This window comes from Bradyrhizobium neotropicale, assembly GCF_001641695.1.
Classification (GTDB): domain Bacteria; phylum Pseudomonadota; class Alphaproteobacteria; order Rhizobiales; family Xanthobacteraceae; genus Bradyrhizobium; species Bradyrhizobium neotropicale.
This window is the reverse complement of sequence record NZ_LSEF01000057.1, coordinates 20,411-36,023: the sequence shown is the minus strand read 5'-3', so window position 1 is coordinate 36,023 and position 15,613 is coordinate 20,411. Positions and strand designations below refer to the sequence as shown.

The 15,613-nt window shown below is 64.3% G+C and carries 16 protein-coding genes; 5 read left to right on the top strand and 11 right to left on the bottom strand.

Annotated elements, in window-relative coordinates:
• Positions 1-11: 11 nt before the first annotated feature.
• Complete coding sequence (locus AXW67_RS18340) at positions 12-293, bottom strand: LexA family protein (protein ID WP_063675745.1); 282 nt, start codon at positions 291-293, stop codon at positions 12-14.
• Between the two features lie 38 nt (positions 294-331).
• Between AXW67_RS18340 and AXW67_RS18335 the strand changes: the two genes are divergently transcribed.
• The gene (locus tag AXW67_RS18335; protein WP_063675747.1) at positions 332-1,462 is read left to right on the top strand and encodes an IS630 family transposase; all 1,131 of its coding nucleotides are present in this window, start codon (positions 332-334) and stop codon (positions 1,460-1,462) included.
• Positions 1,463-1,652: 190 nt separating this feature from the next.
• Here AXW67_RS18335 and AXW67_RS18330 read toward each other — a convergent pair whose 3' ends face one another.
• Positions 1,653-3,320 carry a fumarate hydratase gene (locus AXW67_RS18330; protein ID WP_063678992.1) on the bottom strand — a complete coding sequence of 556 codons (1,668 nt, stop codon included), beginning with the start codon at positions 3,318-3,320 and terminating at the stop codon, positions 1,653-1,655.
• Positions 3,321-3,545: 225 nt separating this feature from the next.
• Between AXW67_RS18330 and AXW67_RS18325 the strand changes: the two genes are divergently transcribed.
• From AXW67_RS18325 to AXW67_RS18315, 4 genes are all read left to right on the top strand, one after another.
• Positions 3,546-4,025 carry a hypothetical protein gene (locus AXW67_RS18325; protein ID WP_063678991.1) on the top strand — a complete coding sequence of 160 codons (480 nt, stop codon included), beginning with the start codon at positions 3,546-3,548 and terminating at the stop codon, positions 4,023-4,025.
• Between the two features lie 214 nt (positions 4,026-4,239).
• A complete protein-coding gene (locus AXW67_RS43215) occupies positions 4,240-4,413 on the top strand; it encodes a hypothetical protein (protein ID WP_198024723.1) in 174 nt (57 codons plus the stop codon).
• A 377-nt stretch (positions 4,414-4,790) separates the two neighbouring features.
• On the top strand, positions 4,791-5,912 hold the full coding sequence (locus AXW67_RS18320; RefSeq protein ID WP_063678990.1) for a helix-turn-helix transcriptional regulator: 1,122 nt from the start codon (positions 4,791-4,793) through the stop codon (positions 5,910-5,912).
• 82 nt (positions 5,913-5,994) lie between these two features.
• A complete protein-coding gene (locus AXW67_RS18315) occupies positions 5,995-6,669 on the top strand; it encodes a methyltransferase family protein (protein WP_063678989.1) in 675 nt (224 codons plus the stop codon).
• 458 nt (positions 6,670-7,127) lie between these two features.
• On the opposite strand, the gene AXW67_RS18310 is transcribed toward AXW67_RS18315, so the two are convergent.
• From AXW67_RS18310 to flgB, 9 genes are all read right to left on the bottom strand, one after another.
• Positions 7,128-7,835, bottom strand: a complete 708-nt coding sequence (locus AXW67_RS18310; RefSeq protein WP_063678988.1) for a glutathione S-transferase — start codon at positions 7,833-7,835, stop codon at positions 7,128-7,130.
• Between the two features lie 248 nt (positions 7,836-8,083).
• Positions 8,084-9,070 (bottom strand): Tim44 domain-containing protein, encoded by a 987-nt coding sequence (locus AXW67_RS18305; protein WP_063678987.1) that lies wholly within the window; start codon positions 9,068-9,070, stop codon positions 8,084-8,086.
• 207 nt (positions 9,071-9,277) lie between these two features.
• Positions 9,278-11,857, bottom strand: coding sequence for a cell cycle histidine kinase CckA (gene cckA / locus AXW67_RS18300; protein WP_063678986.1), 2,580 nt, complete (start codon positions 11,855-11,857; stop codon positions 9,278-9,280).
• A gap of 154 nt (positions 11,858-12,011) precedes the next feature.
• Entirely contained in the window at positions 12,012-13,091 is a 1,080-nt protein-coding gene (flhB, locus tag AXW67_RS18295; RefSeq protein WP_063678985.1) for a flagellar biosynthesis protein FlhB, read from the bottom strand.
• A 12-nt stretch (positions 13,092-13,103) separates the two neighbouring features.
• Positions 13,104-13,874, bottom strand: a complete 771-nt coding sequence (gene fliR / locus AXW67_RS18290) for a flagellar biosynthetic protein FliR (protein WP_027552634.1) — start codon at positions 13,872-13,874, stop codon at positions 13,104-13,106.
• A 17-nt stretch (positions 13,875-13,891) separates the two neighbouring features.
• Positions 13,892-14,155 (bottom strand): flagellar biosynthesis protein FliQ, encoded by a 264-nt coding sequence (gene fliQ / locus AXW67_RS18285; protein WP_063678984.1) that lies wholly within the window; start codon positions 14,153-14,155, stop codon positions 13,892-13,894.
• A gap of 163 nt (positions 14,156-14,318) precedes the next feature.
• Positions 14,319-14,627, bottom strand: a complete 309-nt coding sequence (fliE, locus tag AXW67_RS18280) for a flagellar hook-basal body complex protein FliE (protein ID WP_008142413.1) — start codon at positions 14,625-14,627, stop codon at positions 14,319-14,321.
• Between the two features lie 16 nt (positions 14,628-14,643).
• Positions 14,644-15,069, bottom strand: coding sequence for a flagellar basal body rod protein FlgC (gene flgC, locus AXW67_RS18275; protein ID WP_027552636.1), 426 nt, complete (start codon positions 15,067-15,069; stop codon positions 14,644-14,646).
• Between the two features lie 18 nt (positions 15,070-15,087).
• On the bottom strand, positions 15,088-15,492 hold the full coding sequence (flgB, locus tag AXW67_RS18270) for a flagellar basal body rod protein FlgB (protein WP_027552637.1): 405 nt from the start codon (positions 15,490-15,492) through the stop codon (positions 15,088-15,090).
• Positions 15,493-15,613 lie beyond the last annotated feature (121 nt).

The following is a 15,613-nucleotide window of genomic DNA, read 5'->3' as shown; positions in this document are numbered from 1 at the left end:
CTAGTGGTTCATCACAGTGATTTTGACGTTTTGATACCGAGCCATCCGAGGATAGGCAACTTTTCGGGTGGCAAGAGGATCTCGATGCTTCGAGCGACGCCGGGCTGGCGACGAATGAACCCGTTGCGTTCGAGGGTGAGGATCATCTGGTGGACTGACGGCGGGCTGACGCGGAAATGCCGCTGGATGTCGGCCTCGGCGGGCGGCTGTCCGAACATGTACGAGTAGGTATGGATGAAAGCGAGATAGTGTCCCTGCTTCTCGGTGAAGTGCGCGCCTGATTTTTGACTCATAGCTGGATTCGTCCCGGCCTCCGACAAGGAGGCGAAGCATGAATGTACGTTATCGGGTCGAATTGAGCCAAGCCGAGCGGGACGAACTGACGGCAATGCTCGGCGGCGGCACGCATTCCGCCCGCAAACTCAAACGGGCTCAGATTGTGCTGGCGGCCGATTCAGGCAGCTGCGACGCGGAGATTGCCCGAACCGTCCGGGTCAGCCTTTCCACCGTCGGCCGGACCAAACGCCGTTTCGTAGAAGGCAATCTGGAGCGGGCCTTGAGTGAGGAGCCGCGTCCGGGCGCGGAACGCAAGCTGACAGGCAAGGAAGAGGCCCTGCTGGTGGCGACGGCATGCGCCAAGCCGCCCGCCGGCCGCAAACGCTGGACGCTGACATTGCTGGCCGACGCGATGGTCAAGCTCACCGATCACGCCAGCCTGTCGGGCGAGACCGTGCGCCGCCGGCTGGCCGACAACGACCTCAAGCCGTGGCGCCGGGATATGTGGTGCATTCCTCATGTCGACGGCGAATACGTCGCCCGGATGGAGGATGTGCTCGATCTCTACGCCGAGGCGCCGGATCCCGAGCGGCCCCTGGTTTGCTTCGACGAGACCCCAGTCCAGCTGATCGGCGAGGTACGCCAGCCGATCCCTGCCCAACCGGGACAGCGCGAGCGCTACGATTACGAATATCGCCGCAACGGTACCGTCAATCTCTTCGTCACCTTCGATCCGCATCGCGGCTGGCGCAATGTCAAGGTTACAGACCACCGCGCCGCGGTCGACTACGCGCACTGCATGCGCGAACTCGTCGACGTCCACTATCCCAATGCCGCCTGCATCCGTGTGGTGCAGGACAATCTGTCGATTCATACGGCCGGCGCGCTATATCAGGCATTTGCGCCTGCCGAGGCCCGTCGCATCCTGCGCCGCCTCGAGTTCCACTACACCCCGAAACACGCCAGCTGGCTCAATATGGTCGAGTGCGAGATCAGCGTGCTGCAGCGCCAGTGTCTCGGCCGTCGCATCGACGATCCCAAAAGGCTTCGAAAAGAAATCGCAGCATGGCAACGGCAGCGAAACAAGGCGCGAGACCGCATCAAATGGATGTTCACAACCGACAAAGCCCGCGCCAAACTCGGTCGCGCCTATCCAGTTGCCGCCAAAGAGTCAAAACCACTGTGATGAACCACTAGGGCTCTACTCCCCCCTCTCCCCGTTCTTACGGGGAGAGGGTTGGGGTGAGGGGCTGCTTCCACAATCACGGTAAGAGATGGACTCGCGGAGAGTCCCCCTCACCCGGATTGCTTGCGACGATGCTCCGCATCGACGAGAGCAATCCGACCTCTCCCCGCAAGCGGGGCGAGGTGAAAAGCTAGCCCAGGTTCAACTCCTTGAAGAAGTCGTTGCCCTTGTCGTCGATGATGATGAAGGCGGGGAAGTCGACGACCTCGATGCGCCAGATCGCTTCCATGCCGAGCTCGGGATATTCGAGCACCTCAACCTTCTTGATGCAGTGCTCGGCGAGGTTCGCCGCCGCGCCGCCGATCGAGCCGAGATAGAAGCCACCATACTTCTTGCAGGCCTCGCGCACGGCCGGGGCGCGGTTGCCCTTGGCCACCATCACCATCGAGCCGCCGGCGGCCTGGAACTGGTCGACGAAAGAATCCATGCGACCCGCGGTGGTCGGACCGAACGCGCCGGAGGCGTAGCCCTCGGGCGTCTTGGCGGGGCCGGCGTAGTAGACCGGGTGGTTCTTGAAATAGTCCGGCAGCGGCTCGCCCTTCTCCAGCCGCTCGCGCAGCTTGGCGTGCGCGGAGTCGCGCGCGACGATCATGGTACCGGTCATCGAGACCCGCGTCTTGATCGGATGCTTCGCAAACGTCGCCAGTATGTCCTTCATCGGCTGGTTGAGATCGATCTTGACGACCTCGCCGCCGAGCGACTGCTCGACCTGCGGCAGATATTGCGCCGGATTGTGCTCGAGCTCTTCCAGATAGACGCCGTCCTTGGTGATCTTGCCGAGCACCTGGCGGTCGGCCGAGCAGGACACGCCAAGCCCGATCGGCAGCGAGGCGCCGTGACGCGGCATACGGATGACACGCACGTCGTGGCAGAAATATTTGCCACCGAACTGCGCGCCCACGCCCAGGCTTTGCGTCATCTTGTGGATTTCCTTCTCCATCTCGACGTCGCGGAAGGCATTGCCATCAGGCGAGCCGTGGGTCGGCAGCGCGTCGAGATAGCGGGCGGAGGCGAGCTTCACCGTCTTCATGCACAGCTCGGCCGAAGTGCCGCCGATCACGATGGCAAGGTGATAGGGCGGGCACGCCGCGGTGCCGAGGGTAAGGATCTTTTCCTTCAGGAAGGCGAGCAGCCGGTCCTTGGTCAGCACCGAGGGCGTGGCCTGGAACAGGAAGCTCTTGTTGGCGCTTCCGCCGCCCTTCGCCATGAACATGAACTTGTAGGCGGTGGCTAAGTCCCCTTGGCCCTCGGCGTAGATCTCGCACTGCGCCGGCATGTTGTTGGCGGTGTTCTTCTCCTCATACATCGACAAGGGAGCGACCTGCGAGTAGCGCAGGTTGCGGCGGAGATATGCATCGCGCGCGCCCTCGGACAGCGCCGCCTCGTCGTCGCCATCGGTGATGACGTTGCAGCCCTTCTTGCCCATGATGATCGCGGTGCCGGTGTCCTGGCACATCGGCAGCACGCCGCCAGCGGCGATGTTGGCGTTCTTCAGGAAGTCGAGCGCGACGAACTTGTCGTTCGGGCTGGCCTCGCCGTCCTCCAGGATCGAGCGAAGCTGCTTGAGATGGCCGGGGCGCAGATAATGGTTGATCTCGCCGAAGGCGGCCTCCGACAGCGCCCGCAACGCCTCGCGCGACACCACCAGCATGTCCTTCCCGAGGACCTTCTCGACCCGGACACCCTCGCTCGTGACCTTCTTGTAGGGCGTCTCGTCCTTCCCCAGTGGGAACAGCGGCGTGTGCTTGTAGGGCGGGACAGGCTTGGACGGGTCGGGAAAGGCGGTGGGAGCGTTCATGGGGTCGATCTCGGGTTTTGGAGCCCTCGCGCGGGCCGCTAGCATAGAAGCGTTCTAAGCATTTTTGCCATAAAGGGAAGGCGCTCTGGCGCGGCCTGGGCATCCCGATTCGGTCCCCCTTGGGGGCCATTTTCGGGCGGTGTCCCGCCACAGGCGGGCGCCGGCCGCCCCCTTGCACTCTGCGTGCGCCAACGATTGAATACACACCCGAAGGGGCTTTTCATCATGACATTGAATTTGAAATTTCGCGGCGCAATTCTCGTTGCCGTCGCCATCACCGGTCTTGTCGCCCTCGCCGCGCCCGCGCGTGCGGACCAGTGCGACGACATCGCCAAGCAGCTCGCCAGCGGCATCGACAAGCTGAAGGTCAACTTCAAGGCCGCCAACATCATTTATCTCACCCATCCGGCGGCGAAGGAGCTGTCGCTCGGCTGCCGCGCCCAGGGGCAGAACTACGCCAACGAGCTCTATGCCAAGGGCGAGCGAAAGCCGACGCCGCAGTTCTATGATCTGGTCGCCTCCGCGTCCGCGATCATCTTCACCCTGCCCAAGGACGACACTGCGACCGGCGCCTCGCGCTGCCTGAAGCGCATGGGCCTGTTGCGCGGCGACAAGGTGGTGATGCGCTACAAGCGCCTCAACATGGAATGCACGCGCACGAAAACGGAAGCCGCGATCGCGATCACGCGGCCGAAGGACGAGTAGGTCGGCGCGCACCACTCTTGCCATACGCACGGCGACACACGTGTCGTGACGCCGCCTAAACGGGGAGGATGGTCGTTCCCTGAAATGACGCCAAGACGGACGCGAAAGCCAGCCGTCACCCGCACCAGATCCATCGCATTTTAACGATCGCCTTGACGGAAGTTTCGCCTCTCGCAGGTCACTGTCGACTGTTTCAATCTGTGAGGATCTGTGGATGAGTGTTTCCAGCGTTGCGCCGCCGCCGATCGCGATCGTGGTGCCGAGCTACGACACGACCAAGCAGCAGGACGATCAGAGCAAGACCAAGGACAACGATCCGACCTACCAACCACCGCCGCCCGCGCCGCTGCCGCCGGGTCAGGGCACGCGGATCGATCAGCTCGCCTGATCCGTCCATTTCGAGGTGAAGCGCCCGATCCGGTTGATCGGGCCTTTGGCGCACGATCGTCGCCGCGTCCGCTGGGACGCCCCATTGGCCTTCAGCCTGTTCCTCGCCACTTCCGCCCTGCTCGCCCCTCCCGGCGCTCCAGCACCAGGCCGGCCTCCCTCAGCGGCCCGCAAGTGCTGCAACACCGCCGGTTGCGATACGCTAGACCCTTCACGACGCCCACCGCCGCACTCTCCCCTTCGCGCGCGATGCGCTCGTAAACCGCCCACCGCGCCGCGTAGTGTCTTCAAATGTGATCCGGCTCATCAAATTTCCGCGTCCGACGTGCTCATGTGTGAGGCCGAACGAGCCCATCCATGCGTCTGTGGGACAAGCCAATGGAACTGAATGAGAAGCTGCTCTCGCTGGTGGCGGACATCTACGACGCATCGCTCGACGATTCCCGATGGACGACGACCCTTGGCAGCATTGTCGACCTGGCGGGCGGCCAGAGCGGCGGTCTGGTCTGGATCGGGGCCGCCGGCGAGGCCATGATCTCGCATGCCGTCGGTGTCGAGCCCGCCCATGTTCAGTCCTACATCGAAACCTACGAGCCATTCGATCCGTCGCGCGGCGTGCTCCACGCGCCGGTCGGTCAGATCCAGACGATCAGGGACTGGATCGATGTCGACGAATTCCGGACGACCAGGTTCTACAATGAATGGGCGCGGCCGCAGGGCCTCGAGGACGCCGCCAATATCATGCTCCACAAGTCTGCCGAGGGAATATCCCGCCTCTCGATCATGAAGGCCGGCAGTGCTGTCGATCGCAGGATGTATCAGGTGATCTCCCACCTCACGCCGCACGTGCAACGGGCCGTGCTCGTCAGACAGAAGCTGCAGCAGCAGAACGCATTGGAGGCGACATCGGCCCGTACGCTCGACGCCCTGCAAACCGCCGTCCTGCTGCTCGATGCCGACGGCAATATCGTGCACTCCAATGCGAGCGCGCGAGACATTCTGGACGAGGCCGACGTCCTTCGTTCGGTTCATGGCCGGCTCGTTACGTCCGACCTGAATGCCGATCGTGTGCTGCGGCAGGCGCTGGCGGGCACGGTTCTCGGCGACCGAGCGATGACGAGCGCGAGCATTTCGCTGCATCTGATGGCCCGCGACGGCTCCCGTTATGTCGGGCACCTTCTGCCGCTGACCGCTGGGCGCCGGCAAATGTTCGCGGCCGGCTATGAGGCCTGCGCCGTCCTGTTCGTCAGCAAGGCAGCGCTCGATACAATCGTCGCGCCCGACCTCATCCGGAAGCTCTTCAAGCTGACGCCGGCCGAGCTGCGCGTGTTCCTGTCCATTGTCGAGATCGGCGGGGTTCCTGACGTGGCCAGAAGCATGGGCATCGCCGAAACGACGATCAAGACACATCTCGCCAGAATCTTCACGAAGACCGGAACCAAACGACAGGCGGACCTTGTTCGGCTCGTGGCGGCCTTTTCACCACCCATCAAGATCTGAAGTCAGCCTTGTGGCGTCGGCCGCACGTTTGTCGGAAAGAAATGCTAGCAGTGTGCCGGCGTGGAATGGAACCAGATCGACCATGATCGCACGGCTGCTGTTGCAGAACACGATCTTCGTCGTCGCGATGGGCGCGCTGTTGTTCGCGTCTGCCGGCACGATGCACTGGCCCGGTGCCTGGGCGCTGCTGATCGCCTCCGCCATACTCGGCCCGCTCTCCGGCTGGTGGCTGTACCGGCTCGATCCGGCGCTGCTTGCCGAACGCCTTCGCCCGGTCATCCAGAAAGACCAGCCGTCCGCCGACAAGGCCTTCATGGCCGTGTTCATTCTGGTGATGCTGATCTGGCTGATCGCGATGGGGCTCGAGCGGCGACACCACACCTCCGACATGCCCCTCGCCCTGCAGGCGCTCGGCTTCGTGCTGTACCTGGCATCGACGCTGTTCACGCTGTGGGTGTTCCGCGAGAACTCGTTCGCCGCGCCCGTGGTGAAGCTGCAAGCGGAGCGCGCCCAGCGCGTGATCTCGACGGGACCGTACGCCCGTGTCCGTCATCCCATGTACAGCGGCTTGATCCTGTTCTTCACCGGCATGCCGCTGCTCGTGGGCTCGTGGTGGGGCCTTGCGCTCGCCCCCATCTTCCTCGTCCTGTTTGCGATCCGCATCCGCATCGAGGAACGCACATTGAGAGAAGGCTTGCCGGGCTACAGCGATTATGCCGCGCGGGTGCGCTACCGCCTCGTGCCCGGCATCTGGTGACGCATCGCTCCTTCGTGCAGGAGGCAACGTCTCCCCAAAAAGCGCATCCCCTCCTCCGATCAGCCGACGCCGCCGCAATCTGATTTGGCTACACACGGCGCGCCTGCCACGACTTCGGTCCGACTTGGCAAACGGGAGAGACGATGATGTTCTGCAAGCCACCCTGCCCCGACGAGCGTTGCCTTTTCCCCGTTGGCGGCAGCGAAGCGCCCGCATGTGAAGATGCCGTTCGGGCACCGCCCGACACGCTCCTCACCTTGCGCGACGCCAAGCCTGCGCGCCCGACTTTGCTGATCTTCCTGCGCGCCACGGCCCGATCGATGCGGTGGTCATCGAGAGCATCGATCTCATCCGGAGCCTTGATCACCGGGCGGAAGCCCTGATGTCTTCGGGCGTTTGATCTCGCCCGAAACGGCCGGTCCGGAACGGTGGCTGCCGCCAGTCTCCGTCCGGACCGGCTACTGGTCCAGCTCCTTGTAGCGGCGGAAGATGCCCTGCTCGTTGAAGGGAATGCGGCGGTCGCTTGCGAGATAGGCCTTGATGTTCGGCCGCGCCGCGACGCGATCGTGCAGGGCGACGAGGCCTGGAATCTCCTTCTCGAAGGCCTTCATGCGTCTTGGAAATGCGTAGCGCAGCCCATCGACGATCTGGAACAGCGAGAGATCGACGTAGGTGAGCCTGCGGCCGGTGACATAGGTCCCGCCATTGTCCTCGAGAAGCTGCTCGAAATAGCCGAGATATTTCGGCACGCGCTCGTTCCAGAATTCGGCGGTGCGCTTCTTCGCCGGCGACTTCTGGTCCTCATAGTAGAGCGAAGGGCCGAGGGGATGATGGGTATCGTGGATTTCGAGCACGAAATCGGTGATCGTGAGCTGAAGCTGATGGACCCAGAGCTTGCCGCCTTCCGTCTTCGGCGCGAGCCCATGGCGGGCGCCGAGATAGAGCAGGATGTTGGCGGTCTGCCCGATCACGAGCTTGCCGGCCTTGAGGAACGGCGGCGCGAAGGGCGGCGTGTCACCATCACCATTCATCATCTTCATCATGGCGCCGCTGCCGCGCGGGCCCCGCGCCACGTCGACATAAGCGGCGCCCGCCTCCTCCAGTGCCAGCCGCACATATTCGCCGCGGCCCTGTATCTCGGGCCAGTAGTAGAGCTCGTATTTCATGGATGAGGTCCGTGAGCGTGGGTGCGACGGAACCAATGTAGCACGGGGCGGAGGGTTCCGTCAGAGCGGGTGCGGAACGACCTCACAACACGTCATTAAGAGCGCAGCGAAGCAATCCAGAGTCTTTCCGCGGTGGGATTCTGGATTGCTTCGCTGCGCTCGCAATGACGGGAGGACAGAGCTGTCCGCCCAACAAAAAAGAGCGCCGTGCCGAAGCACGACGCCCTTGATGTTCGATCCGCCCGCGATCAGTTCGTCTGCTGGATCGCCGACAATTCCCAAGCACCGCCCGGGCGACGAGCGAAGGTCCAGACTTCGGTGACCTCGGTCGGCTGCTCGCTGCCGGCAACGATCGCGCCGGTGTTGCGGTCGACCGTCTTGTCGGTCAGCGCGAAGCGCATCGCCACGGTTGCATAGTCGGTCGCACCCTCGCGCCAGGCTTCGGCGAGATCGCCCTGCAGCAGCTTGACGTTGGTCACCTTGTTCACGGCATTGCGCGCGCGGTTCTCCGCGAGGTCCTTCTCGAAATAGGAGACCATCTCCGGCGTCGCGAGCGTGTGCAGCTTGGCCACGTCCTCGTTCGACCAGCCGGTCTGGATATCGCCGAGCAGGCGCTCGAACGCTTCATAGTCGGCCGGCTGGATCTCGAGCGGCGCATTGTTGGCGCCGAAGCCGAAGCCGCCGAGGCCGCTGCGGTAGTTCGGCTGCGGTCCGGGGCCGACGTCAGCGCCGGCATAGGCGGCTTGCGGCGGCGCGTTGCGGCGCTGCCACCACGACATCGCCAGCCGCACCACGAACACCACCAGCACGATCTGGAGGATCAGGCCGAGGATCGACGAGAGGCCGCCGAGGCCACCGAACAGGCCGCCACCGAACAGCATGCCGAGCAGGCCTGCGCCGAGGAAGCCGGCGGCGAGGCCGCCCAGGAAGCCGCCGCCGCGGCCGAACAGGCCGCCGCGCGCGGGCGCGGATGCGGCCGAATTCATGCCTGCGCCCGGCTGGGTGTAGGTGCGGTTGAACTGCGACGTCGAGCCCGGCGCCGTCGAGGTCGACGGTGGCGCCGTATAGGTTCGCGAGCCGCGCGAACCCGACGAGAAGCCGCCGCCGACGCGGGCGTCGGCGGATGAGATCGCGAGCGCGGTCGGCAGCGCGAGCGCCAGCACGACGGCAATCGTCTTCACGAAACTGCGGCTACGTTGCGAGAAATTCATGTGCGTTTCCCAAATCCCCGGCATGGGGACGTGCTCCTAAGATGGTCAGCCTTCTATAAAAGTGAAGCTGCTTTTGGAACCCCCGGCTGCGGCCCTCAGTCGCGGGGATGGCGCAAAAGCACGCATTTCCCGGGGTTTGGAGGGGGGACGGGTGGAACCGTGGTCGCGGGTTACCGGCGCCTTTCCAACGGAATCCGGCTCGCTGCGCTCGCATCCCTCAACGGAGATGCATCACCCCGATTTCGTCATCGTCTCCTTCACCGCTTCCACGAGCTGGCTCAGCGTGAACGGTTTTGGCAGGAAGTCGAACTGCTGGCCTTCGGGCAGGCTCTTCTCAAAGGCGTCTTCGGCGTAGCCCGAGACGAAGATGAACTTGATCTCGGGATTCTTTTCCCGCATCGCCTTGAGCAAGGTCGGGCCGTCCATCTCCGGCATCACGACGTCCGAGACGACGAGATCGATGGCGCCGCCCTGCTCCTCCAGCATCTCCATCGCCTCGACGCCGTTCTCGGCCTCGACCACGGTGTAGCCGCGCGAGCGCAGGCCGCGCGCGTTCAGTGCGCGCAGGCCCTCTTCGTCCTCGACCAAGAGGATGGTGCCCTGCCCGGTGAGATCGGTGCGCGGCTTGGCTTCCACGGGCGCAGCTTCCTTCGCTGCACCGTTGGCTGCACCGGTCGCGGCGGCCGGCTGCTCGACCTGCGCGTCGGGCTCGGCATGATGGCGCGGCAGGAAGATGTGGAACGAGGTGCCCTGCCCCGGCTCGGAATCGACATAGATGAAGCCGCCGGTCTGCTTGACGATGCCGTAAACGGTGGAGAGCCCGAGGCCGGTGCCCTTGCCCACTTCCTTGGTGGAGAAGAACGGCTCGAAAATCTTGTCGCGGATATCGGCGGGAATGCCGGTGCCGGTGTCGGCAACCTCGATCCGCACATACTCCGCCGCCGGCATTCCCTTGTAGGCGAGCTTGCCTGCGTCCTCGGCAGAGACGTTGGCGGTGCGGATGATGAGCTTGCCGCCCTCGGGCATCGCGTCGCGCGCATTCACCGCGAGATTGACGATGACCTGCTCGAACTGGGAGACGTCGACCTTGACCGGCCAGAGGTCGCGGCCGTGGATCAGATCGAGCTTCACCTTCTCACCGATCAGCCGGCGCAGCAGCATGGTGAGATCCGAGAGCGCATCGCCGAGGTCGAGCACCTGCGGCCGCAGCGTCTGGCGGCGCGAGAACGCCAGCAGTTGCCGCACCAGGGTGGCGGCGCGCGTGGCGTTCTGCTTGATCTGCATGATGTCCTGGAACGACGGATCGGTCGGCTTGTGCGCGTTCAGCAGGAAATCGTTCGCCATCATGATGGCGGAGAGCACGTTGTTGAAGTCGTGGGCGATGCCGCCGGCGAGCTGGCCGACCGTCTCCATCTTCTGCGACTGATTGATCTGGTTTTCCAGCGCGCGCCGCTCGGTGGTCTCGAGCATGTGCACGATCGCGGCTTCGGCGTCGTTCTCGGCTGCATCGACCGGGGTGACGAAGAACTGGCCCCAGCGCTCCTTCGATCCTTCCAGCGCCACCTCGACCGGCGCGATGTCGGCCTGGCCTTCGGCGGCCTGGTTGATCGCCGCGATCAGCAAATGCCGGTCGCGCGAATTGATCGCGCGGAAGATCGACTTGCTGGCGCTGTCGAGACCGAGACCCTGCGCCAGCTTGGCGTAGCGCGCGTTCGCCCGGACGACATTGCCGCCGCGGTCGACGGTGGCGATCGCCATCGGCGTATGATCGAAGAAGCGCATGAAGCGCACTTCGGCGGCGCGGTCGGGATCGCTGCGCTCGTCGCGGGCGCGGCTGATGACAAGCGTACGCGAGGGCCCCGGAGCGCCGTCGGCGCCGAAAGCGAGCTTGTGGTAGAGCCGGACCGGCATCGTCCGGCCCGTGCGCATGCGAAGGTCAATGTCGAAGACTTCGGTCTTCACCTCGCCCGGCACCGCCACGATCGAGGTGAGCAGCGAGGCGCCATCGCCGGAGACGATGTCGGTGAGCTTCAAGCCGCCGGAGCCGATCTCGGCGAGATCGTAATCGAGCCAGTTCGCCAGCGTCGCGTTGACGTAAGCCAGCTCGCCAGCCGGATTGACCGAGAAGAAACCGCAGGGCGCGTGGTCGAGATATTCGATCGCGTGCTGGAGCTCCTGGAACACGTCCTCCTGGCGTTCGCGGTCGCGCGTGATGTCGGCGATCGACCACACTGCGTATTTCGCCTCGCGCTTTCCGGTGCCGAGCGGACGCACGCGCATGCGCAGCCAGCGGCCCTGGCTGCCGTCATGGCCGGAGATGCGCACCTCCTCCTGCTGTCGCTTGCCTTCACGCGCAGCTTTCAGCAGGCGGAACACGGCTTCAGAGACGTCGGGGTTACCGATGAAGACGCGCTCGACGGGGCGCACGTCCTGCGGGCCGGAGGCGCCGGTCAGCGTCAGATAGGCGGCGTTGGAGTAGACCACATGGCCGCGAGAGTCGGTGACCGCGAGCCCGTCGAAGGCGTGATCGGATATGCGGGCGATGATGGGATCATCGAGATTGCGGTCGGCGAAGCGGATGATGCCGGCGGCGAAGGCGAACAGGTTGAACAGCCCGACCATCGCCAGCACCGCGAGGATGCCAAGGATGTAGGGCTGCGCCTGCGCGCGCCCGAGCGTCATCAGGCCGACGGCAACCGCGACGAGCCCGGCGGCCACCAGCAGCACAAGCGCGATGCTGCCCGAGCGCGGCGACGGCTCATGCGCCGCAGCGGGCTCGCGTGTCAGGTCGTGGTCGGTCTCGGCGGTCATCTCAAGCGGGCGCAGCCTGTCGGCAGATTACGAACGCGCCACGGGGCACGCGGGGTCTTCCCTGCCTGAATCGGACCCGCGGGCGCAAGGGCAGCAAGGGTGAAAGGTACGCTGATTCCCAGATTACAGCCATTTCCGGTGCTTTTCGGGGATTTTATCCCCGTCCGGCGCCAAATCCGCGCTTCAGCCGCATCACGTAGCCGATGACTTCGGCGACCGCATGGTAGTGCTCAGTGGGGATTTCCTGGTCGATTTCGACTGTGGCGTAGAGCGCGCGGGCCAGCGGCACGTTCTCGACGATCGGAATGTCGTGCTCGCGCGCGATCTCCCGGATCTTGAAGGCGAGATTGTCGACGCCCTTGGCGACGCAGATCGGCGCCGACATGCCGCGCTCGTAGGACAGCGCCACCGAATAGTGGGTCGGGTTGGTGATGATCACCGAGGCCTTTGGAACCGCAGCCATCATGCGCTTCTTGGCGCGCTGCTGCCGGAGCTGCCTGATCTTGCCCTTGATGTGCGGGTCGCCTTCGGACTGCTTGAACTCCTCCTTGATCTCCTGGAGCGACATCTTCTGCCGCTGGAACCAGCTTCGATATTGGAAGAAATAGTCCGCGATCGCGACGATGGCGAGCGCCGCGACCACCGCGCCGAGCAGGTGGATGGTCATGCTGGTGGTCGCGCCCAGCATGGCGGCCGGATCGAGCTTGACCATTGCCTCCATGCGATGCCGCTCCGGCCACAGGATCATGGTCATGACGGTGCCGAGCGCGATCAGCTTGCCGATACCTTTTAGGAAGTTCGCCGCGGCCTGCTTGCCGAAGATGCGCTTGAAGCCGGCGGCGGGCGAGAGCTTGCTGAACTTGGGTTTCAGGGATTCGGCCGACCAGACCAGGCGATGCTGGAGCATGTTGCCGGCAATCGCCGCGAGCGCCAGCATCAGCAATGGCACGCCGATTGCCGCGAGCACCACGAATTCGAGTTGCTGCATCAAGGCGAGCAGGCTCCTGCCGTCGGTCTTGATCATCCAGGAATTGGCGAGCAGGTTGCGCATCGGCATCACCAGGCCGCCGCCGATCGAGCCCGAGAAGGTCGAGACCACGAGCGTGCCGCCCGCGATCACGAACCAGGTGTTGATCTCCTGGCTTTTGGCAACGTCGCCGCGCTCGAGCGCCTCGTCGAGACGCTTTTGCGTCGGGTCTTCTGTTTGACTGTCGGGATCGTTGTCTTCCGCCATAGACGATCCCTCCTACTTGAGCGGCATCATCTGGTGCATGACACCGATGAAGTAGTCGAGGAACGTGCCCATCATCGCCGCGATCACCACGCCGAGCACCAGGAAGCCGGCGAAGATCGAGAGCGGCATGCCGACGAAATAGACCTGCATCTGGGGCATCAGCCGCGCCAGCACGCCGAGCCCGATGTTGAAGACGAGCCCGAACACCAGGAACGGCCCGGAGAGTTGCAAGCCGAGGCGGAACGCGGCGGCGAAGGCGCGCGTCGCCAGCGAAGCGACGTCGCCGCTCGATACCGTCTCGCCCGGCGAGAAAATCGTGTAGCTGTCGTTCAGCGCGGCGATCACGAGGTGATGGCTGTCGGTGGCGAACAGCAGCGTCACGCCCAGCATGGTGAGGAAATTGCCGACCAGCACGCCCTGCTGCCCCTGGGTCGGATCGACCGAGGTGACGAAGCCGAGCCCCATCTGCTGCGCGATCACCGAGCCTGCGACTTGCAGGGCCGCGAGCGTCACGCGCGCGGTTGCTCCCAGCACGATGCCGATCACGATCTCATGCAGCATCATGACCAGAAGCGGCGCGAGCGAGCCCATGTCGACATGGTAGGCGTTGCGATGCAGGGGCAGGATGATCAGCGTGAGCAGCAGCGCGATCGACAGCTTCACCCGCGTCGGAATGTTGGTCTCACCCAGGCCCGGCAGCAGCATCACCATCGCGCCGACCCGGGCGAAGGCGAGCATGAAGGCCGCGGCGAGCGCCGGCAGCAGCGAGACGTCGATGCGCATGGTTTACGCATCTTGCCTCAGCCGCCGATGATTCGCGACGAGATCCGCAGCATGTGGGCGTGGAGCGAATCGGCCATGAACGGCAGCGCCAATAGCAGCGTGGCGAAGATCGCCAGGATCTTCGGCACGTAGATCAGCGTCTGCTCCTGGATCTGCGTCAGGGCCTGGAACAGCGACACGATCACGCCGACCACGAGGCCGACCACCATCAGCGGCGACGACACGATCACGATCGTCCAGATGGCGTCGCGCGCGACGTCGAGGGTCTCAGGTCCGGTCATTGCAAGCCTCCTCTGCTCATTCCTCGCCTCCCCGCGATTGTGACCGGGGAGAAACGCCCTACCCCGTCATGCGAGCGAAGCGAAGCAATCCAGACTGCCGCCGCGGAAAGATTCTGGATTGCTTCGCTGCGCTCGCAATGACGATTGGGGCGAGCGCCGAAAATCAAATCGGCATCTTCATGATGTCTTCATACGCCGCGATCACGCGGTCGCGGACCGAGACCAGCGTGGACACCGCAACGTCGGTGTCCGCGACCGCGGTGACGACATCCATCACGTTGGCCTTGCCGGCGGCCATCGCCACCGTCTGCGCGTCGGACTTGCGGCCCGATTCCATGACGCTGCCGACAGCATCCTTGAGGAGCGAAGCAAAGGATTGCCCGCTCGCTTCGCTGCCCTTGCCGGCGCCGCTGTTTTCCAGCACCCGCGCAAGATTCGCATAGGCATTTGCGGCGATTGTCGGTGAAGCCATGGCTCAGATGTCCTGTTCAGGTCTTGAGGATGTCGAGCGTGCGCTGGATCATCCTGCGCGTCGCACTGATGATGTTGAGATTGGCCTCGTAGGACCGCTGCGCGTCGCGCATGTCGGTCATTTCGACCACCGAGTTCACGTTGGGATATTTGACGTTGCCGCTCGCGTCCGCCGCCGGATTGTTCGGCTCGTACTTGACGCGGAAGTTGGACTGGTCCGGCCGGATCTTGCCGAGAGTCACGACCTGCGCGTCGAGCGTGCGGTCGAGCGCGGAGGAGAAAGTCGGCACCTTGCGCCGGTACGGATCGCCGCCGGCAGACGGCGAGGTCGAATCTGCGTTGGCGATGTTTTCCGAGATCACCCGCATGCGCCCGGCCTGAGCGCGCAGGCCGGAGGTCGCAATCGCCATCGAGCGGGCAAAGTCGCTGCTGTCATTCGCCATGATCTGCCCCCTTCGGCCCTAACCCTTGCCGATCGCGGTCTTGAGCAGATGCAGGCTCTTCGAATAGAGCGAGGTCGCCGCCGCGTAGTCCATCTGGTTGCTGGCCGCCTTCATCATCTCTTCCTCGAGGTTGACGGCGTTGCCCGCTGGGCGAGTCTCGAAGCCCGCATTCCTGTTCTGGTCGAAGCCCGATGGCGCGCCGGTCGGCGTCATGTGGGAGGCACTGGTGCGGGCGAGCGCAAGGGGGCCCATCGACCCGGTGACGGCGCCGGTCTTGTCGAGTTTCGGCTCGACCAGGTCGCGGGGCCTGAAATTGGGCGTATCGGAATTGGAGACGTTTTCGGACAGGACGCGTTGGCGTTCCTGGTGCCATTGCATCTTGGTCCGAAGCGCCGAGAGCACCGGGAGGTCGTTGATGGACATCGTTGCGGCTCCTTCCGCCATCCGGATCTGTGTCCGAAGCTAGGCAGAATTTGCCGCGTGTATGGTTAACGGGTGGTTAAAGCGATGCAGGCCGCATATCCCAGGGAGGGCCATGCATTGT